The sequence below is a fragment of the Campylobacter sp. IFREMER_LSEM_CL292 genome (assembly GCF_025771615.1).
Taxonomy (GTDB): Bacteria; Campylobacterota; Campylobacteria; order Campylobacterales; family Campylobacteraceae; genus Campylobacter_D; species Campylobacter_D lari_D.
In genome coordinates, this window is the sequence record NZ_JAKMQP010000008.1 from 1 (window position 1) to 19,035 (window position 19,035).

Here is a 19,035-nt window from a genome sequence, read left to right on the forward strand (position 1 = left end):
AAAACCTTATGAAAAAGTAGAGTGGAATATAAGTGGAGACGCTACTTTAAATGATCATGATACAACATTTAATTCTAGTGGTGAAGCTAAAGTAACTATTACTTCCAAAGCTCCATTTAAAAATAACCCTGTAATTAGTGTAAATGCTATGGGTAAAAATTTAAGTAAAGAATTAAATTATAAGAAGATTCCAATTCAATTAACTCTTGGTAAAACAAGGCTAAATCCATATTTGATTGAAACTGTCAGTATATTGGCAAAAGGCACTCCTTATGCAAAAATAAAATGGAGTATTGTCGGCGATGGAGTACTTCCAAAAGAAGATCTAATTCCAAAATATTTTGATAGTAAAGGTGTTGCGCTAACTAAGTTTAGAACAATTAATCCTAATGTTCGTCCGATAACAGTAAGCGTTGAATATGAAGATGGAAGTGAAAAAGCTAGTGAAACAGCTGTATTTAATGGTCCAATTCGTCCAAGAATAAATGTAAATAATATTCCATTTGATACAGGAGCAACTATAGAGCTATATGGACTAATTCCAAACTCTAGTGTAGATGTTCAACCAGATCAGTATCTTGGTTATACTAATTTTGTAAATAAAGGCACGCTTCATACTGATGATAAAGGTTCAGTTTATTTAAATTTTAAACCTATTGGAAAAGTTACTGAACACACCGGTAGAATTTTTAGTCTTAAAGTGAAATATAAAGAATGGGATGGAGCTGATTCTGAAGCAATTGTAGGAAGTATTGAGGTGCAAAAACGCATTCATGCAATATATGATACTTGGAAAGATCCTGCTTCATGCTACACCAGTGCAACTTTAACATTAACCGATGGAATTGCAGGAGAAAAAGTTGATTTTAGTGGAACTAATCTCTTAGTTGGCCTTGGTCAAACTGTGCCAATTATACAAAGATGGGATAAAGAATTTGATAATTCTGGTGAAGCAAAAGTTGTAATATCAACTACATGGTGCACTAAACCATTGACCGATACTCCTACTTTTACAATGAGATTTAATACTTTAGGTGTAAATGTCACAGAAACACGAGCGGTTACTTTTGGTGGTGGAGATCATGAAAGATTTTATTAGTCGGATATATAGGCACATTTTATAATGTTGTGGAAAAAGAAAGAAATATATGCCACTGTATAATTTTGCACAATTTCTATCTCTGTTAGCCCAGCTTTCAGAGGTAGATATTAAAACTCTTATGGAATATAAAGATTTATTGTTAAAAGCGTTATCACCTTTAAACGAAGTAGAAAGATTTAATGCAAAAGAATGTATGCAACTTATTAACACTCTTGAAGAAACTTTTTTAGATAAACTCCAAATAGAAGAAAGCAAAAAGAAAGAAATTTGTAAAAATATTATCAAAATACTAAAAAATCATTGGAAAATGTTTTTTTGAAAATCAAGTTGTAATGCAAAATAAATGGTGGATTTAGCAGGACTCGAACCTGCGACCAACCGGTTATGAGCCGGTTGCTCTAACCAACTGAGCTATAAATCCGCCAGAAGTTAAAATAAAAATGTTATTATATCTTTATTTCCTTAATTTAAATTTAGAATTTTATTTTTACCGCTTTTTCTATTGCTAAATATCTAAAGGTTATTAAATTTTGTAAAATTCCAAAGAAAATCATAAAAGTAGCAAAAGAACTTCCCCCATGACTAAAAAATGGCATAGGTATACCAACAACAGGAGCAAAACCTATGGTCATTGATATATTTACCGCTACATATATGAAAATAAATAAAGCAATGCAATTTGTCACCACTCTTGTAAAATAATCATCTTTGAGCTTATAATTTAAACTCAATAAATGAAAAATGAGTAAGGTGTAAAGTAGTATGATTACAACTGCACCGATAAAACCAAATCTTTCAGACAAATATGCAAAGATAAAATCACTCGTAGAAATAGGTAAAAATTTAAAATGTGTTTGTGTAGCTTCATCTGCTTTTTTTCCGCTCAAACCACCGCTTCCTATAGCGATGATGGATTGTTTTACATGGTAACTTGGCTCTTCAGCTAAGAAATCATGAATTCTTTGTTTTTGATAAGGCTTTAAAAAATCACTATAAATAATAGGTGAGGCTATGGCTATAGCTAAAAAAATACTAAGCCAAATTTTATAATTTACTCCTATGATAAAAAGCGTTCCAAAGCCTACTATTAAAAGTACTAAAGCTGTTCCTAAATCAGGTTCTCCTGCTATAAGCAAAAACGGAAGCAAAATATAAAAACTTAGCTTTAAAAATTGTTTTAAGCCATAGCCATTAGGCGGTGGAGGATTTTGATAAATCAAATAAGCTAACATTAAAATAAAAGAGGGCTTAAAAATTTCAGAAGGTTGTATGGTAAAATGCGTAAAAGGTATTTCAAGCCATCTTCTAGCTCCAAGTTTTTCAACACCAAAAATATCCACACTTAAAAGTAAAGCTATATTAATCCAATATAACACAGGTATAAGCCACATTAGTCTTCTTAAGGGTAAAAAGAAAAAAAACGCAAATCCTGCAAAACCCACTAAAGTATAGATAAATTGTTTTTCAGCTAAGCGCGTATTTGCCTCATAAATTAAGAGAAAAGATATAGCTATGATAGGTAACACTAAAAGAGGTTGTACAAAGTCAAAATGTGTTAAAATTCTTCTATCAAGTTTTATCAAAGCTACCCTTTTTTATAAAATATTACATAATTATATGCTAAAATTGCAAATTTTATCACAAGGAAATATAATATGCTAAAAATTTCATCACTTTGTGAAGAAAGATTGGATGTTTTGTTATCAGATATACTTAAGCAAAGTCGTTCGCAAGTTGCTAAACTAATCAAAGAAAACTGCATATATATTAATGAAAAAATAGAAAATAAAAGTTCTAAAAAAATAAAACAAAAAGATGAAATAAGTATTTTTTTACCTTTAGTAAAAGAAGCCAAAGAAAGCTACACGCCTGAGTTTGATATAGAAATTTTATATGAAGATGATGATGTTTTAGTTTTAAACAAAGCTCCTAATGTTGTCGTGCATGGTGCAAGTAGTGTTAAAGAAGCGACTTTGGTGGATTGGCTTTTGTATAAGGGCTATGCTTTGTCAAATTTAAATGGAGAGCATAGAGCAGGGCTTGTGCATAGACTTGATAAAGGCACAAGTGGAGCTATCATCATAGCTAAAAACAATCAAGCACATCAATTTTTAGCAAATCAGCTTTTGGATAAAAGTATGGGTAGATTTTATCTTGCTTTGAGTGAATTGCCTTTGAAAAATGATAAAATGAGTAATGAAAAAGCTATTATGCGTTGTCCTAGCAATAGGCTTAAAAAAATTACTACAAATACTAAAAATCCTTTAGCAAAAAATGCAAAAACAGATTTTATAAATTTATTAAGTGCTAAAAATTGCTCTTTGATAGCTGCTAAGTTATACACAGGAAGAACTCATCAAATCAGGGTGCATTTAGCAGATTTTAATCGATATATTTTAGGAGATCAATTATACGGATATAAAGGAAAAATAAAGTATAATAGAGTAATGCTTCATGCGTATTTGATTTATTTTATTCATCCTAGGACTAAAGAGTTGATGTTTGTAAAAGCTCCTATGTTTGATGATTTTTATCAAATTTTAAAAGAAAATTTTACACAAGGAGAGATAGATGAAAAAACTTCATTGGATTATCTTAAGTTCTGCTTTAGCTTTTAGTGCTTGTAGTGTAAGTTCACCGCAAATTGCTCAAGTAAATGATACTTTACCAAAAATATCAAGTATTAAAAGTATAAGTGATATTACAAGTATAGCGTTTGAATGGGAACCTTTGTATGATCAAAATATAGCAGGTTATTATATTTATAGAGCAAATGCAGCTGGTGCACCTATGGAGCTTATAGCAAAAATCAAAAATAAATTTCAAACTCACTATACTGATACAAATTTAGCACCAAATACAAGATATTATTATTCTATGAAAACCTTTAATGAACTTGGACAAGTTTCTCAAGATGGTGTAAGCATAGAAGCTTTTACAAATAGAGTGATTGATCCAGTGCCTTTTGTGCAAGCTATTGTGGGGTTGCCAAATCGTGTGAAAATAGTTTGGAGACCACATCCTGATGTAAGAGTAAATTCATACATCATTGAGCGTGCAAATATGAAAGATATGAAATTTAAAGAATTAGCTAGAATCAAAAATCGCTTAAGTGCTGAATATATAGATGATTCGCTAAAACCCGATGAAAGTTTTCAATATAGAATCATAGCTTTAACTTATGATGGTATTAAAAGCACTCCAAGTAAAATAGTAGAATCAACTACCAAAGCCCTTCCTCCTATGGTAAGTAATTTACAAGCAAGTAAAGACGCACCAAGAAAAATTATTTTAACTTGGGATAAAATTGATTATGCTGATTTTGCTTATTATAAAATTTATTCAAGTTCAACTACTTTTTTACCTTTTAGTGTGGTAGCTAAAACTTCTGAAAATACTTATGAAGATGTGGTTAAAGGTGTGGCTGAAAAAAGATATTATAAAGTTAGTATGGTCGATAAAGATGGCCTAGAAAGTCCTATAGCAAGTGAGCCTGTGGAAGGTATTACCCTAGGAGCACCATTAGCGCCAAGTATTGTTTTGTGTGCTGTTGAAGATGATGGTATTAGAGTAGAGTGGATTGATAATGATGATAGAGCTAAAGAATACATAGTTAAAAGAAGTGGTGGTGGAAGTAATGCTGTGTTTAAAGAGATTAAATCTAAACAATTAAAAGATATTACTGCAGCTCCTGGAAAAGTATATAGTTATGAAGTTATTGCAATTGATGCAAATGGCATAGAATCAAAAGCTTCTGATAAATTTACAGCAGTAAAATAATGCCAAATTTTAAGTGTAAAATTTTAAAAGAAATTCAACTTCCTTTTGAAAAAGATGGAGTTGAATTCTTATGGCTTGCTAAAGGTGAAAATGTTGATTTGCTTTTTACGCGTATAAACCAAGAAAAATTTTTTTTACAAATTAAAAAAGATGAAAAAAGTCAAGAATGGCTTATAAAGGGTGAAAAACATACTAAGCCTTCGCAAATTGGGTATTTGCAAAAGGCTTTACTTGTATTTAAAGAAAATTTTACTCAAGATGTAGTTTGTGAAGCTGTGGCGCTAAAACACACAAGGTTAATCCAAAAAACACCTTTAATTGCTAATGATTTAAAAGAAATTTTAGAACAAATAAAAAATAAAAAACAAATTTATATTGAAATAGGTTTTGGAAGCGGTAGACATTTGCTTTATCAAGCTAGGCAAAATCCTAATGTACTGATAATTGGTATAGAAATTTACACTCCTGCATTAGAACAAGTAGCTAAACTTGCTTTAAGTGAAAATTTAAACAATGTTTTATTAATAGAAACTGATGCAAGATTATTATTAAGCGTACTTGAATCTAATCTTGTGGATAAAATCTTTTTGCATTTTCCTGTTCCTTGGGATAAAAAGCCTCACCGTAGAGTAGTGGGGTTAAATTTTGCAAATGAATGCGCTAGAGTTTTAAAAGAAGATGGACAATTTGAACTTAGAACGGATAGTTTTTTGTATTTTGATTTTACTTTGGAGACTTTTTTAACTTTCTCACATTTAAAAGCTTTAATCAAAAAAAATGAAAATTTAGAAATTTCAAGTAAATATGAAGATCGTTGGAAAAGACAAAATAAAGATATATATGATTTAATCATTAGTGGTTTTAGCAAGAGTAAAAGCTTGAATAAAAATCAAAAATTTGCTATTGAGGATTTAAAATTAAATACAAAAGAATTAGCTTGTATAAAAAAGAATTTTAAAAATGAAGTTTTTAAAGGCGAAGATTTTTTCTTGCATTTTGAAAAAATGTATATTAAAGATGAAGAACTTGTTATTAAAATAGCTTTTGGTGCTTTTTATAAACCTGAACATGTTTATATAGTATTAAACTTACAAAAGATAGAATTTATCTTTGAGCAACCTTTTAAAACTAAAGAAAATTTAAAAGCTATAGAAAAATTAAGAGAAATATTGTATTCTTATATTAAATAATAATGATTTAAATAATTATCAAACAAATGATAAGGAAAAAGCAGTGATGATAGAAGCCAAAAAGCTTTGTCTTGGTTATGATGAGCTTGTTATAGAAAATGCTAGTTTTTCGCTAAAAGATAATGATTTTGTTTTTATCACAGGAAAAAGTGGTAGTGGAAAATCAACTTTGTTAAAATCTTTTTATGGGGATTTGGAGCCAATAAGTGGAAATTTAAAGGTTTGCAATAATGATTTAGTGGATATTTCTAATGCTGAACTTTTGCAGCTTAGGCAAAAAATAGGAATTATTTTTCAAGATTATCGTTTGGTTCAAGAATTTAGTGTAGAAAAAAATGTAATGTTACCTTTGATGATTAAAGGTTATAGTAAAAATGTATGTAAAGAACAAGCCGCAAAGCTTTTAAAGCATGTAAATTTAACTTTCAAAGCTGATAAAAAGCCAGCTCAACTTTCAGGTGGAGAGCAGCAACGCGTGGCCATGGCAAGAGCTCTAGCACATAATCCAAAATTACTCTTATGTGATGAGCCAACGGGAAATTTAGATGAGTATTCTTCAGATATTATATGGACTTTGTTAAAATCAGCTAGAGAAATACTTGGAACTTGCGTGGTAGTTGTTACACATAGAATTCCTACTAATTTAAGACTTGATTATCGTCGTTTTAATATAGAAAATGGGAGAATGAATGAAATCTTTTAAAAATCATCTTTCTTTAATATTTGCTTTAATGGTGATGATGTTTGCTTTTGAGTTTTTGATTATCACAAATAAAACTATTGAATATTATGAAAAACTTTTAAATAAAGATTATAATATTATTTTAGTAGGTAAAACTCATTTAGATAAAAAAAGCATAGAAGATCAAGTAAGTCATTTTCAGTCTTTAGAAATTTTAAATCCAAATGAAATGATAGACAGACTTAAAAATGATATATCAGCCAAAAACATAGAGGTTTTAAAGGCTACATTACCAAAATTTTATACTTTGAAGCTTAATAAGCTTTTATCAGAAGATGAGTTAAACATTTTAAAAGATAAACTTTTAAAAAATCCTAACATTACTAGAGTGGAGACTTTTGCAAAAACGCATACAAAAATTTATAAACTTTTAGTTTTAGTGAAATTTTTATTATGGTTTTTCTTGTTTATTATAATATTGCTTAGTTTTGTATTATTGCTTAAACAAATGAAAATTTGGCTTTTCGAGCATACTCAAAGAGTGGAAATCATGTGCTTGCTTGGCGCCCCATTTTGGTTTAGATCTTTTATGCTTTATAAGATAGTTTTTATTGATTGTTTTATAGCATTTTTATTGCTTGTATTATTTTTTACCCAAGTTTATGATCTTGAATCCATTAAACTAGCTTTACAAAGTGTAGACATTAGCTTGCCTAAAATAAGTATTTTCACGCATTTATTTTTGATTTTTTTAGCAATGCTTTGTGTTTGTTTTGCTTGTGTGAATTTTGTGATGTTTAAGGTTAGAAAATGAAAAAATGCTTTTTGCTTTTTTTATTTTCCTTTTCTGTTTTATTTGCAAATGAAATTGCACAAAAGCAAAAAGATATTAAAGAAAATGAACGCATAGTAAAGCAATTATCTAAAAAATTAGAAGATTTAGCTAGTGAAATTTTAGATAATGAGAAAAATTTAAAAAAAATTGCTTCAGAAATTAGCACCTTAACTTCAAAAACTTCTAAACTTGAAGGATCTGTGAAAACTCAAATAAAAGCATTAGAACAGCTTAATGCACAAAATAAAGATCTTTTGCAAAATAAAAATAAGATCGAAGGAAAAATAATTGATTTAATTGCTAAAGATTTTGCTTATGATTTAGCAATCCCTAAAAATTATATTGAAAGTGAAGATAGTATTATTGCTTTGGAGTTAGTTGGGGTTTTGGATAAAATTTTCAAAGAAGAATTTTATCAAATTTCAAAAGATTATGAAGATGTGAGCAAAAAAATAGAAGAAAAGCAAAGACAAATTACTACAATTAATAATAATTTAAAAGTTTATAAAGATCAAATTGATGAGCTCAAAAACCTTAGAAAAAAACAAGAGCAAGAAATAGCTAAACAAAAAACTGATAAAGAAATTTATACTAGAAAACTTTCTAATTTGCAAGCCCAACAGCAAGAATTAAGAAAAACACTCAATAAATTAAAAATTATCAAAGAAAAAGAAGAAGAAAAATTAGCACAAAAAAAGGATGATCAAAAGTCAAATTCAAACATAAAACAAGTGGGTTCAAGCTATCAAACAAGCAGTGTTAAGCGATATAATGGTTCTAAGACAATAGCTCCTTTAGAATCTTACACAGTAAAGCAAAAATTTGGAAATTATATAGATCCTATTTATAATATTAAGATCTATAATGAAAATGTAGTTTTAAAAAGTGATAGTGCTAATGCTGCGGTAAGAAATGTCTTAGATGGAAAAGTAGTTTTTGCAAAAGCAACTCCAACTTTAAAGCAAGTTGTGATTGTTGAAAATAAAGATGGTATACATACTATTTATGCACATTTAGATAAAATTGCTCCTGGGGTTAAAGTAGGTAGAAATATCAAGAAAGGTTATATTATAGGTAGGGTTGAAAGTGATTTAACTTTTGAAGTAACCCAAAAGAATTTTCATATCAATCCTTTGGAAATGATTAAATAAATTAGTTTTTTTTAATGCGAATTTTGATATAGTTTTAAATCAAAGGAGAAATTTAATGAACAATAAAAGAAAAAGAGTATTGGTTAAATTTTCTGGAGAAGCTTTGGCTGGAGAAAATGGATTTGGTATAGAAAATTCTATTTTAAAATATATAGCTTCTGAAATAAAAAGTTTGATTCATGAAAATGTTGAAGTAGGTATTGTAATAGGTGGTGGTAATATCATTAGAGGGGTATCTGCTGCAAGAGATGGACTGATAAAAAGAACAAGTGGCGATCATATGGGTATGCTTGCTACTGTAATTAATTCTATAGCTATGCAAGAAGCATTAGAAAGTGCTGGACTTGATGTGAGGGTTCAAAGTGCTATCCAAATGGAAGCATTTTGCGAAACATATATTATGAGAAGAGCACATAGACATTTAGAAAAAGGACGCATAGTTATTTTTGCTTGTGGTACTGGCAATCCTTATTTTACTACAGATACTGCTGCAACTTTAAGAGCGGTTGAAATTCAAGCAGATATGATCATTAAAGCAACTAAGGTAGATGGAATTTATAACAAAGATCCTAAAAAATTTGATGATGCTATTATGCTTAATGAGTTAAGCTATGAAAGAGCTTTACATGATAATATAAAAGTTATGGATGATACAGCAATAGCTCTAGCTAAAGATAATGCTTTACCTATTGTGGTATGTAATATGTTTAAAGAAGGAAATTTATTAAAAATTATCCAAGGCGATATGAGCTTATGCTCTATTGTTAAAAATCAAGATTAAAGGTAAAAAATGAGAGTAGAACAAATAGCTGCAAAGGCATTAAAAAAATTAAAAGATGATAGATACAAATTAGCTCTTGTGGTGGCTAAAAGAGCTGAAGAGCTTGCAAATGGTGCAGAACCTTTAGTAAATTTAGATAAAAATAAATATAAATATACTGATATTGCTTTATATGAAATAGCAGAAGATAAAATCGTATTAGAGGGATTTATTGAAGCTGGTAAATGATGAGTTATTGCTAGATAAACTTGTTGATGATGTAAAAAATTGCAAGGATTTACAAAGAGCAAAAGAAATTCTTTTTATGGTTTTTCCACAATCTGCTGTTTTGGAAAAAGCAGTGGAATTTTGTATCCAAAAACACGAAGGGCAATTTAGAAAGAGTGGAGAACCTTATGCGGTTCATCCTATATTAGTAGCTTCTTTTGTAGCTTTTTTAAGTCCTATACAATCTATGATTATAGCCGCATTATTACATGATGTATTAGAAGATACAAATTGTAATGAAGAAGAGTTAAATGCAAATTTTGGCGAAGAAGTAACAAAATTAGTTCAAGGTTTAACTAAAATAGTTAGTATTAGAGAAGATCATCTTACTCATTCTAATTCCAATGAGAAACTTGCAAAATCTGCTCTGACTTTTAGAAATATGCTTCTAGCGGGTGTTGAAGATGTGAGTGTGCTTGTAATAAAGCTTTGTGATAGATTGCACAATATGCTTACCTTAAATTATTTACGAGAAGATAAGCAAAAAAGAATTAGCGAAGAAACCTTGGTGGTATATGCACCTATAGCTCATAGACTTGGAATTTCAAGTATAAAGAATTTACTTGAGGATTTAAGTTTTAAATTTTTGCTTCCTGATGAATATGCACAAATTGATAATTATATAAATGCAAAAGATCAACAAATTCAACTTGGATTTAATGAATTTATTTCAAAAATAGAAATGTTATTTTTGGAAAATGGGTTTAGACAAGGTAGTTTTGTTATACATAAAAGAATTAAACATAATTATTCTATTTATTTAAAGATGCAAAGAAAAGGTGTAGGGCTTGATGAAGTTTTAGACCTTTTGGGTGTAAGAATTTTGGTTGAAAAAGTTTATGATTGTTATTTGGCTTTAGGAATTTTACATACGCATTTTAATCCTTTGATTTCAAGATTTAAAGACTATATAGCCTTGCCAAAACAAAATGGCTATCAAACCTTACATACAACACTTTTTGATGCAAAAAATATCATAGAGGCTCAAATTCGCACCTTTGATATGCATAAAACTGCTGAATTTGGCGTTGCAGCACATTGGAAATATAAAGAAGGAAATATTGCAACACCAAATTTAGATTGGCTTGAAGATATTTCTATGCATGGTAAAGAAGAAGGAAATAATATACAAGATTGTGATGCTATTGAGCTTTATGAATATGCAAAGGATAGTTTATATATTGAGGATATAGCAGTATATTCTCCTAAAGGTGAAATTTTTACCTTACCGCGTGGAGCTACGGCTTTGGATTTTGCATATGAGGTTCATACTAAAGTAGGACTTCATGCAAAAACCGCCTTTGTAAATCGTATGAGAGTCCCGCTTTTAACTGTGCTTAAAAATGGAGATATAGTTAGTATTGAAACTTCGGAAGAAGAATTTTTTAGATGCTCTTGGATAGATAGTGTTAAAACAGGAAAAGCTAGAGCTAGTATAAGAGATTTTTGTAAGCAAAAGAAAAAAGAATTAAACAATAAAATTGCCATTAATCTTTTATCTACGGCATTTAATAAAGATTCTAAACTTATAGAAGAATGGCTTGAAAAAGAAAAATTTAATAAAAAGCTCAGACAAATTGCCTTGGATTTTAACTATTTTAAAGAGGTAATTATAGCTCTTAGAAAATATGTAGGACAAAATCAAGCAGCTAAATTTGAACAAAATGAACAAAAATTTGAAAGCATAGTGATTGGTTCTAATTATAAAATAACTACGATTAATTTTGATTATTGTTGTAGACCTAAAAGAGGAGATGAAATCATCGCTTTTAGACATTCAACTAGTGCTACAATACACCATAAACTTTGCGAACAAGCAATGAAGATGATAGAAGATAACAAAGAAATGGTTTTTGTTTCTTGGAATGATAGCTCGATAAAAAGTTACAAAATCATTGTTTCTATAGAAAATAAAAAAGGCTCTTTAGCGGATTTTCTAACTACTTTGGCTAAAATGCAGATTAATGTTTTAAGTATTAATTCAGCCGATTCAGAGCCTGTGGTGGCAAATTATTTTGAAGTGCAAGTTGAATTACCTAATAATATAGATGTTGAAAATGCAAAAGAAAGATTAAAAGCTAGGTATAAAATTTTAGATTTTACATCTTTAAATGATGCATATAATAATCACTAAAAAAAGGTTTTATAATGAATATTGAAGAAATTATTAAAGAAATTAAAAGAGGAATAGCAGAAATTATTGATGAGGAAAGATTGATTTCTTTGGTAAAAAATTATTATGAAAAAGGTGAAAACTTTTTTGTAAAAGCTGGTTTTGATCCTACGGCCGCTGATTTGCATTTGGGTCATACTGTAGTTTTAAGCAAGATGGCTTTACTTCAAAAGCATGGAGCTATAGTACAATTTTTAATAGGTGATTTTACTGCTCAAATAGGCGATCCAACAGGAAAAAGTGTAACAAGAAAAAAACTTGATAAAGAAGAAGTGCTTAAAAATGCTAAAACTTATGAAGAGCAAGTTTTTAAGATTTTAGATCCAAGTAAAACTCAAATTCATTTTAATTCTAAATGGCTAAATGAGCTTGGTGCTGCTGGTATAGTAGAACTTACTTCGACTTTTAGTGTTGCTAGAATGCTTGAAAGAGATGATTTTACTAAGCGTTTTAAAGAGCAAAGTCCTATATCAATTTGTGAGTTTTTATATCCACTTTTACAAGGTTATGATAGCGTTGCATTAAAAAGTGATATAGAAATGGGTGGAACGGATCAAAAATTTAATCTTTTAATGGGTAGACAGCTTCAAAGAGTATATAATTGTCAAAAAGAACAAGCGGTGATGATGATGCCATTGCTTGAAGGTCTTGATGGTGTAAATAAAATGAGTAAAAGCTTAGGAAATTATATCGGTGTAACAGAAAATGCTAAAGATATGTATGCTAAGGTTTTGAGCATAAGTGATGAGTTGATGTTTAGATATTATGAGCTTTTAAGTGAAAAAAGCTTAAATGAAATTTCGCAAATGAAAGATGATATTAAAAAAGGCTCATTACACCCTAAAAAAGCTAAGGAAAATTTAGCTTTAGAAATAACAGCTCGTTTTCACTCAAATGAATGTGCTTTAAAAGCTAAGGAGGAATTTGACAAAGTTCATAGTGCAAAAGAGCTTCCTAGTGATATGCCAAGTTTTACTTTAGAAGGTAGTATTTGGCTTGCAAAAGCTATAGTGGAATGTAAAATGGAAAGCTCTACTTCAGCTGCTAGAAGATTGATTAGTTCTAATGCAGTAAGTATTAATGGAGAAAAAGTTCAAAATGAACAATACCAACTAGAAAGTGGAGAATATATTATACAAGTTGGAAAAAGAAAATTTGCAAAATTAAAGGTAATATAATGAGTTTTAAAGCTTTAAAAATTGGAAAGCATGAGATAAAATATCCTATTTTTCAAGGTGGAATGGGGCTTGGTATAAGTTGGGATAAGCTTGCTTCTGCAGTTTCTTTAAATGGTGGTTTAGGGATTATTTCTTCAGTGGGAACTGGGTATTATGAAAATAGAACACATATAGATAAAGAACTTAATGCAAAACCTTATGGTAGTGATAATTTTTACTCAAAAGCAGGCTTAAAAGCTTTGATAGATAATGCTAGAAAGGTTTGCAAAGACGCACCTTTGGGCTGTAATATTTTATATGCAAGTAATAATTATGCGCAAATTGCTCGTAATGCTTGTGAGGTTGGTTTTAATGTGATAGTTTCAGGAGCAGGACTTCCTACAAATTTACCTGAATTTACACAAGATTATCCTGATGTTGCTTTGGTACCTATTGTATCATCAGCTAAGGCTTTAAAAATTATTTGTAAAAGATGGCAAAGTAGATACAATCGCTTACCTGATGCAGTTATAGTTGAAGGACCAAAAAGCGGCGGACATCAGGGTTTTACTTATGAGCAATGTTTAATGGATGAATATCAATTAGAAAATGTGGTGCCACAAGTTGCGCAAGAAATTAAAAATTGGGGCGACATACCACTGATTGCTGCAGGTGGAATTTGGGATAAGCAAGATATAGAAAAGATGATGTCTTTAGGAGCAAGTGGCGTTCAAATGGGAACTCGTTTTATAGGAACTTTTGAGTGTGATGCGAGTGATGATTTTAAACAAGTATTACTTGATTGTAAAAAAGAAGATATTGAGCTTTTAAAATCCCCGGTTGGTTATCCTGCAAGAGGAGTAAGAACTAATCTTTTAAATTTAGTAGATAAAAGAATGGGGCCAAAAATTTCTTGTGTGAGCAACTGCGTTGCACCATGTGGTAGAGGCAAGGAAGCTACTAAAGTAGGTTATTGTATAGCGGATAGATTATACGATGCTTGGAGTGGCAAAAAAGAAACAGGTTTATTTTTTACAGGAGCTAATGGGTATAGATTGGATAAACTTATTAGCGTAGAAGAACTAATGAAAAAATTAGTTTATGGTGAAGATGCTTAGAATATTTTTTATTTTTTTATTATTTTATATTGGTGTTTTTGCTAATGTAGAGGTTAAAAAATTTGATCAAAACTTTTTAACCTCTAATGCAGAAGAAAAATTGCAATTACATCAACAACTAAAATCTTTATATATACAAAGCGTAATTAATGATAATAATGAAGAAAAAAATGAGATTTTAAAAAGATTAATCATTAGTTCAAATTTTTTAGGTTTTGATGATAAGGCTTATGTGCAAGAGCTTAAAGAAAGCGGAGTAAGTGAAGAAGAAATTTCGCGTTTAAAAAATGCTTTAAAAGTTATACAAGATCAAAAAATAAAAAAAGAGCTAGTAAAAAACGAAACTAATACTACGGCTTTTACTAATAAAAAAGAAGATAAAAAAGAAGATAAAAAAGAAGATAAAAAAGAAGATAAAAAAGAAGATAAAAAAGAAGATAAAAAAACTTCGGCACAAAAAGAGCTTTTTATTCTTGATGTTAAAAAATTAGATAATGGTATTTTGCTTGATTTGAGTGAAAAAATTAGCCAAAAAGATATAAAAAATTTTACTTTAAAAGGTGATAATTTTCGTTATGTTGCAGATTTTGATGGAATTTTAAAAGGGCCAAAGAGAAATTTTGAATTTAAAGATTTTGATATTATTGTATCACAATTTAATCCAACTAGCATGCGTTTAGTTTTGAGTTCTAAAAAAGAGTTAAAAGTAAAAATAGAGCTTAAAGATCAAAGTCTTTTTATGGGACTTGAAAAAATAGAAAAAAAAGAAGAACCTAAACCTATAGTTAAAAAACAAAGCGAGATTAAAAAAACAGAAGTTAAAAAAGAAGTTGTTAGAAATGAACCTTTATATATTTTAAAATCAAGTAAAGATAAAAGTGGTGTTAATTTAAAATTAAACAATGATATTGATATTGAAGATATTAAAATTAACTCTTTTAAAGATGGTAAAATGTATCGCTCTATTGTGAGTTTTGAAGCTATTCTAGAAGGTGATAGAAAAAAAATTGATATTAATAAAAATCAATCTATCACAATAGTGCAGTTTAATAAAACTACAGTAAGAATTGTTTTAAATTCTACTAGTGATTTTAAGACTAGTCTTGATTTGGATGATGATGAGTTATTTGTAGGATTTGAGAAAAAGATTAAAAAAACACCAATAAAAAATACTTCAAAAGCAGCAAAAGCTACTATCAAAAAATCAGGCAAAATTATAGTAATTGACCCAGGTCATGGAGGTAAGGATCCAGGAACTTTAGGAGATAAGGGTGTTAGAGAAAAGGATGTAGTTTTAAGTGTGGCTTTAAAACTTGGAAATGAGCTAAAAAAAAGAGGATATAAAATTTATTACACAAGAAGTACTGATAAATTTATAAACCTTAGAGATAGAACTTCCATGGCTAATGAGAAAATGGCAGATTTGTTTATTTCTATCCATGCAAATGCAGCACCAAATAAACAAAGAGCTAAGACTTTACAAGGAATTGAAACTTTCTTTTTATCTCCTGCAAGAAGCGAAAGAAGTAAAAAAGCTGCTGAAGCAGAAAATCAATCAGATTTTGAAGAAATGAATTATTTTTCCAAGCAAACATTTTTAAATTTTTTAAATCGTGAAAAAATAGTTGCTTCAAATAAATTAGCTATCGATGTACAGAAAAAAATTTTGAGCAATGTAAGAAAAAAATATAAAGTTGTTGATGGTGGGGTTAGAGAGGCTCCGTTTTGGGTTTTAGTAGGAGCACAAATGCCAGCGATTTTGATTGAAACAGGTTATATTAGCCATCCTAGTGAAAGAAATAGATTGACAAATAAAAATTTCCAAGAATTATTAGCCATTGGTATTGCCAATGGAATTGAAAGTTATTTTTATAAGAATCAATGAAAAAAGCAAATATTATTATAAAAAATAATGCGCCTTTTTCTTTAGATTTTGATGATTATTATTTTAATTCTAGTGATGGTTTAAGTGAAAGCAAATTTATATATACAAATGCTTTTGACTTTGAAAATAAACAAACTATTGTAGCAGAACTTGGTTTTGGTATAGGCTTAAATTTCTTTCTTACATTAAAGCGTTTTTTAAAAGAAAAAAAACATAATCAAAGACTTTTTTATCTTAGCTTTGAAAATTTTTATATAGAAAAAGATAAATTAAGAGAAATTTATAAAAAACTTGGTTTTTATGAGGAATTTAAAGAAGTTTTAGAGCAATTTTTAAATTTTTATCCTCCATGTAAGGATGGAGTCTATAGGTTTTATTTTCAAGATTGTTTTTTAGATTTGGTGTTTGGTGATGCTAAAGAAAATCTACAAAATTTAGACTTTAAGGCAAATATTTGGTATTTAGATGGTTTTTCACCTTCTAAAAATCAAGATATGTTTGATGATAATATTATAAACGATGTTGCTAAAAACTCAAAAATAAATGCTAAGGTTTTAACTTTTTCTTCTGCTAGTGTTTTAAAAAAGGCTTTAATTAACAACAATTTTCAAGTGCAAAAGATAAAAGGTTTTAGAAAAAGAGAAATGATACAAGCCATTTTTAATGGTTTAGAATTTGAAGATAAATTTGCATATTTTAATACCCCATCTTTAAAAAAAGAGATTCAAAAAATAGCTATTATCGGAGCAGGTATAGCCGGAGCAAGCATGGCTTATGAGCTTTCTCTAAGAAATGTTCAAGTAGATGTTTTTGAAAAAGAAAATTCATTAGGAAAAGGCGCTTCTGGAAATATCAATGGAATTTTAAGCTCTTTGATTTTAAAACCCGATGTTTTATTGGGTGAGTTTTCACAATATGCTTTTTTAGAAGCAAGTAGATTTTATAGACAAATTTTAAATTTAACTCCACAAGGGGTTTATGAGTTTGCTCATAATGAGCTTATGCAAGAGCGTTTTGATAGTCAAAAAGATAATGTTTTATTTGAAATTATTAACAATCAAGCCTTTTTAAAAGATGGATTTTGTATAAAACCTCAAGAGCTTGTGAAGACACTTTTGCAAAAAAGCAAGGCTAGGGTATTTTTTGAGTATGAATTTAAAGATTATTCTTATAAAAATGAAAAGTTTTTTTTAAATTTTAATAATCAAAAAATTTTAAAAGATTATGATGTGTTAATCTATGCTCAAGGTGCTGATGCTAAGAAATTTTTAGAGTATAAATATATGAAATTAAGTAGTGTAAGAGGTCAATGTACTCATTTAAAACCATTTTTAAAAAACCCGCATGCCTTATCTTCTAAAGGATATATTTGTCCTATTAATGAGGAGCTTGATTTACAACTTATTGGTGCAAGTTATGATAGGCTTAATCAAGATACAACGCTTTTAAAAAATGATGATTTACAAAATATTGAAAATGTAAAAGAGTTTTTACATGATGAAAATTTAGAGATAATGGGCGGTAAAGTAGGATTTAGATCATATTCTAGTGATAGATTTGCCATAGCAGGTCAAGCCTATGATGAAAATTTTTATATGCAAAATTATAAAGCACTTTTATGGCATAAAAATAAAAATCAAGTCATACCAAATGATTTTATTCCTTTGTATTTTTCTATTGCTCATGGATCTAGAGCTTTTGCTAGTGCTATTGTTTGTGCTAGAGTGATGAGCTCATTGATTTTTGATGAGCCAAGAATAAAAAAAGAATTTTTACATGCCTTACATCCTGCAAGATTCTTAATTAGAAAGCTTAAAAAAGGACTTATTTAATCCTTGATTTATTAATTTTATATATTGGTATATTAAAATTAATATTTTAAGGAGGGTATATGAAAAGAAAAATTTTGCCAAATAATAATCAAAAATTTTTCAATGACGGACAAATGATTATTTCCAAAACAGATACTACAGGAAAAATTATATATTGCAATAGAATCTTTATTTCTCTTTCGGGCTATAGTGAGGAAGAATTATTGGGAAAACCTCATAACATAGTGCGTCATCCGGATATGCCAAAAGTTGTTTTTGAATTACTTTGGGAAAGACTTAAGAGTAAAAAAGAGATTATAGCTTATGTTAAGAATCTATCAAAAGATGGATCATTTTATTGGGTTTTGGCTTTTGTCAGTCCTTCGTTTGATTCCAAAGGAGAAGTTGTTGGGTATTATTCTATGCGTTTAAAACCCAAAAAAGAAGCAGTTGAAAAAATAGAAAAATTATACAAAGAGCTTTTGATTGAAGAGCAAAAAGGTGGAAAAGGTGCATCAAGGAAGAAACTTGATGATTATTTAAATACAAAAGGGATGAGTTATGAAGAATTGGTTTTATCAATATAATATCAATCAATCTGTAAATTATTTTGCTTTATTTTTATTTTGTTTGATGGCAATCTTGGAAATAGTAGAAAATAATATTTTTGGTTTTATTTTTTGTGTGATTGGAACTTTAGTGGTGTTATTCGGACTTGCTAGTGCTTATTATAGAAATAAAGAAGTTTTAAGGATTACTCAAGTTTTAAATGAGCTTACAAAAGGAAATTTGGAAGCAAGAATTACTCACATAGCTGTTCCAAAATCTGGAGTAGGAAAATTAAGTTGGGTTGTGAATGATTTAGCTGATCAAATGGAGGCTTTTAATAGAGAAATTCTTAATGCTATTTTAGCTGTAAAAGAACAAAGATTTTATAGAAAAGCAAGATTAGAAGGCTTAATGGGTACTTTCGCATATAATGCTAAAATTATTAATGAAGCTACTTTAGAAATAGAAAAAACTCAAAATTTATCCATAAGAAGTATTGTCGTTGAAAATGTTTCTAAGGATATGTCAGATTCTTTGCAAAAAGAATTAGCTTT

17 protein-coding genes and 1 tRNA gene are annotated in these 19,035 nt (G+C 29.0%); 16 read left to right on the top strand and 2 right to left on the bottom strand.

What is annotated here, in order from left to right; translation table 11 throughout:
• The coding region (locus L8T82_RS05535) for a hypothetical protein (protein ID WP_263726061.1) at positions 1-1,099 on the top strand (1,099 nt) is incomplete at its 5' end.
• A gap of 49 nt (positions 1,100-1,148) precedes the next feature.
• Positions 1,149-1,421, top strand: coding sequence for a hypothetical protein (locus L8T82_RS05540; protein ID WP_133319257.1), 273 nt, complete (start codon positions 1,149-1,151; stop codon positions 1,419-1,421).
• 25 nt (positions 1,422-1,446) lie between these two features.
• Here the strand turns inward: L8T82_RS05540 and L8T82_RS05545 are convergent.
• Positions 1,447-1,523: transfer RNA gene (locus L8T82_RS05545), tRNA-Ile, on the bottom strand.
• A gap of 52 nt (positions 1,524-1,575) precedes the next feature.
• On the bottom strand, positions 1,576-2,685 hold the full coding sequence (locus L8T82_RS05550; RefSeq protein ID WP_087700555.1) for an FtsW/RodA/SpoVE family cell cycle protein: 1,110 nt from the start codon (positions 2,683-2,685) through the stop codon (positions 1,576-1,578).
• A gap of 72 nt (positions 2,686-2,757) precedes the next feature.
• Between L8T82_RS05550 and L8T82_RS05555 the strand changes: the two genes are divergently transcribed.
• From L8T82_RS05555 to L8T82_RS05620, 14 genes are read left to right on the top strand one after another with little or no spacing between them, the layout of a single operon-like run.
• Positions 2,758-3,720, top strand: a complete 963-nt coding sequence (locus L8T82_RS05555) for an RluA family pseudouridine synthase (RefSeq protein WP_263726062.1) — start codon at positions 2,758-2,760, stop codon at positions 3,718-3,720.
• Positions 3,674-4,882 (top strand): ferrous iron transporter A, encoded by a 1,209-nt coding sequence (locus tag L8T82_RS05560; protein WP_220566341.1) that lies wholly within the window; start codon positions 3,674-3,676, stop codon positions 4,880-4,882. The genes L8T82_RS05555 and L8T82_RS05560 overlap by 47 nt, the downstream gene beginning before the upstream one ends.
• Positions 4,882-6,072 (top strand): tRNA (guanosine(46)-N7)-methyltransferase TrmB, encoded by a 1,191-nt coding sequence (gene trmB / locus L8T82_RS05565; RefSeq protein WP_263660620.1) that lies wholly within the window; start codon positions 4,882-4,884, stop codon positions 6,070-6,072. The genes L8T82_RS05560 and trmB overlap by 1 nt, the downstream gene beginning before the upstream one ends.
• Before the next feature lie 46 nt (positions 6,073-6,118).
• Positions 6,119-6,775, top strand: coding sequence for a cell division ATP-binding protein FtsE (locus tag L8T82_RS05570; RefSeq protein WP_039625813.1), 657 nt, complete (start codon positions 6,119-6,121; stop codon positions 6,773-6,775).
• Positions 6,762-7,568, top strand: a complete 807-nt coding sequence (locus L8T82_RS05575) for an ABC transporter permease (RefSeq protein ID WP_133319253.1) — start codon at positions 6,762-6,764, stop codon at positions 7,566-7,568. The genes L8T82_RS05570 and L8T82_RS05575 overlap by 14 nt, the downstream gene beginning before the upstream one ends.
• Positions 7,565-8,740: a murein hydrolase activator EnvC family protein gene (locus L8T82_RS05580; protein ID WP_263726064.1), complete on the top strand. Its 1,176-nt coding sequence runs from the start codon at positions 7,565-7,567 to the stop codon at positions 8,738-8,740. Before L8T82_RS05575 ends, L8T82_RS05580 begins: the two co-directional genes overlap by 4 nt.
• 55 nt (positions 8,741-8,795) lie before the next feature.
• The gene (gene pyrH, locus L8T82_RS05585) at positions 8,796-9,521 is read left to right on the top strand and encodes a UMP kinase (protein WP_133319251.1); all 726 of its coding nucleotides are present in this window, start codon (positions 8,796-8,798) and stop codon (positions 9,519-9,521) included.
• Between the two features lie 9 nt (positions 9,522-9,530).
• Positions 9,531-9,749: a DNA-directed RNA polymerase subunit omega gene (locus L8T82_RS05590; protein WP_133319250.1), complete on the top strand. Its 219-nt coding sequence runs from the start codon at positions 9,531-9,533 to the stop codon at positions 9,747-9,749.
• The gene (locus L8T82_RS05595) at positions 9,733-11,922 is read left to right on the top strand and encodes a RelA/SpoT family protein (protein WP_133319249.1); all 2,190 of its coding nucleotides are present in this window, start codon (positions 9,733-9,735) and stop codon (positions 11,920-11,922) included. Before L8T82_RS05590 ends, L8T82_RS05595 begins: the two co-directional genes overlap by 17 nt.
• A gap of 14 nt (positions 11,923-11,936) precedes the next feature.
• Positions 11,937-13,139, top strand: a complete 1,203-nt coding sequence (gene tyrS, locus L8T82_RS05600) for a tyrosine--tRNA ligase (protein WP_220566337.1) — start codon at positions 11,937-11,939, stop codon at positions 13,137-13,139.
• Positions 13,139-14,236, top strand: a complete 1,098-nt coding sequence (locus tag L8T82_RS05605) for a nitronate monooxygenase (protein ID WP_263659924.1) — start codon at positions 13,139-13,141, stop codon at positions 14,234-14,236. The genes tyrS and L8T82_RS05605 overlap by 1 nt, the downstream gene beginning before the upstream one ends.
• A complete protein-coding gene (locus L8T82_RS05610; RefSeq protein WP_263726065.1) occupies positions 14,229-16,121 on the top strand; it encodes an N-acetylmuramoyl-L-alanine amidase family protein in 1,893 nt (630 codons plus the stop codon). The genes L8T82_RS05605 and L8T82_RS05610 overlap by 8 nt, the downstream gene beginning before the upstream one ends.
• On the top strand, positions 16,118-17,953 hold the full coding sequence (mnmC, locus tag L8T82_RS05615) for a bifunctional tRNA (5-methylaminomethyl-2-thiouridine)(34)-methyltransferase MnmD/FAD-dependent 5-carboxymethylaminomethyl-2-thiouridine(34) oxidoreductase MnmC (RefSeq protein ID WP_263726066.1): 1,836 nt from the start codon (positions 16,118-16,120) through the stop codon (positions 17,951-17,953). The genes L8T82_RS05610 and mnmC overlap by 4 nt, the downstream gene beginning before the upstream one ends.
• Before the next feature lie 59 nt (positions 17,954-18,012).
• The gene (locus L8T82_RS05620; RefSeq protein WP_220566630.1) at positions 18,013-18,519 is read left to right on the top strand and encodes a PAS domain-containing protein; all 507 of its coding nucleotides are present in this window, start codon (positions 18,013-18,015) and stop codon (positions 18,517-18,519) included.
• The last annotated feature ends 516 nt before the right edge of the window (positions 18,520-19,035 follow it).

Bases quoted from the DNA above. Each gene is read 5' to 3' on its own strand.
- L8T82_RS05620 (WP_220566630.1), top strand. From the start codon at position 18,013: ATGAAAAGAAAAATTTTGCCAAATAATAATCAAAAATTTTTCAATGAC.
- L8T82_RS05605 (WP_263659924.1), top strand. From the start codon at position 13,139: ATGAGTTTTAAAGCTTTAAAAATTGGAAAGCATGAGATAAAATATCCT.
- L8T82_RS05560 (WP_220566341.1), top strand. From the start codon at position 3,674: ATGAAAAAACTTCATTGGATTATCTTAAGTTCTGCTTTAGCTTTTAGT.
- L8T82_RS05610 (WP_263726065.1), top strand. From the start codon at position 14,229: ATGCTTAGAATATTTTTTATTTTTTTATTATTTTATATTGGTGTTTTT.
- L8T82_RS05570 (WP_039625813.1), top strand. From the start codon at position 6,119: ATGATAGAAGCCAAAAAGCTTTGTCTTGGTTATGATGAGCTTGTTATA.
- L8T82_RS05590 (WP_133319250.1), top strand. From the start codon at position 9,531: ATGAGAGTAGAACAAATAGCTGCAAAGGCATTAAAAAAATTAAAAGAT.
- L8T82_RS05580 (WP_263726064.1), top strand. From the start codon at position 7,565: ATGAAAAAATGCTTTTTGCTTTTTTTATTTTCCTTTTCTGTTTTATTT.
- tyrS (WP_220566337.1), top strand. From the start codon at position 11,937: ATGAATATTGAAGAAATTATTAAAGAAATTAAAAGAGGAATAGCAGAA.
- pyrH (WP_133319251.1), top strand. From the start codon at position 8,796: ATGAACAATAAAAGAAAAAGAGTATTGGTTAAATTTTCTGGAGAAGCT.
- L8T82_RS05555 (WP_263726062.1), top strand. From the start codon at position 2,758: ATGCTAAAAATTTCATCACTTTGTGAAGAAAGATTGGATGTTTTGTTA.
- L8T82_RS05575 (WP_133319253.1), top strand. From the start codon at position 6,762: ATGAAATCTTTTAAAAATCATCTTTCTTTAATATTTGCTTTAATGGTG.
- L8T82_RS05540 (WP_133319257.1), top strand. From the start codon at position 1,149: ATGCCACTGTATAATTTTGCACAATTTCTATCTCTGTTAGCCCAGCTT.
- trmB (WP_263660620.1), top strand. From the start codon at position 4,882: ATGCCAAATTTTAAGTGTAAAATTTTAAAAGAAATTCAACTTCCTTTT.
- mnmC (WP_263726066.1), top strand. From the start codon at position 16,118: ATGAAAAAAGCAAATATTATTATAAAAAATAATGCGCCTTTTTCTTTA.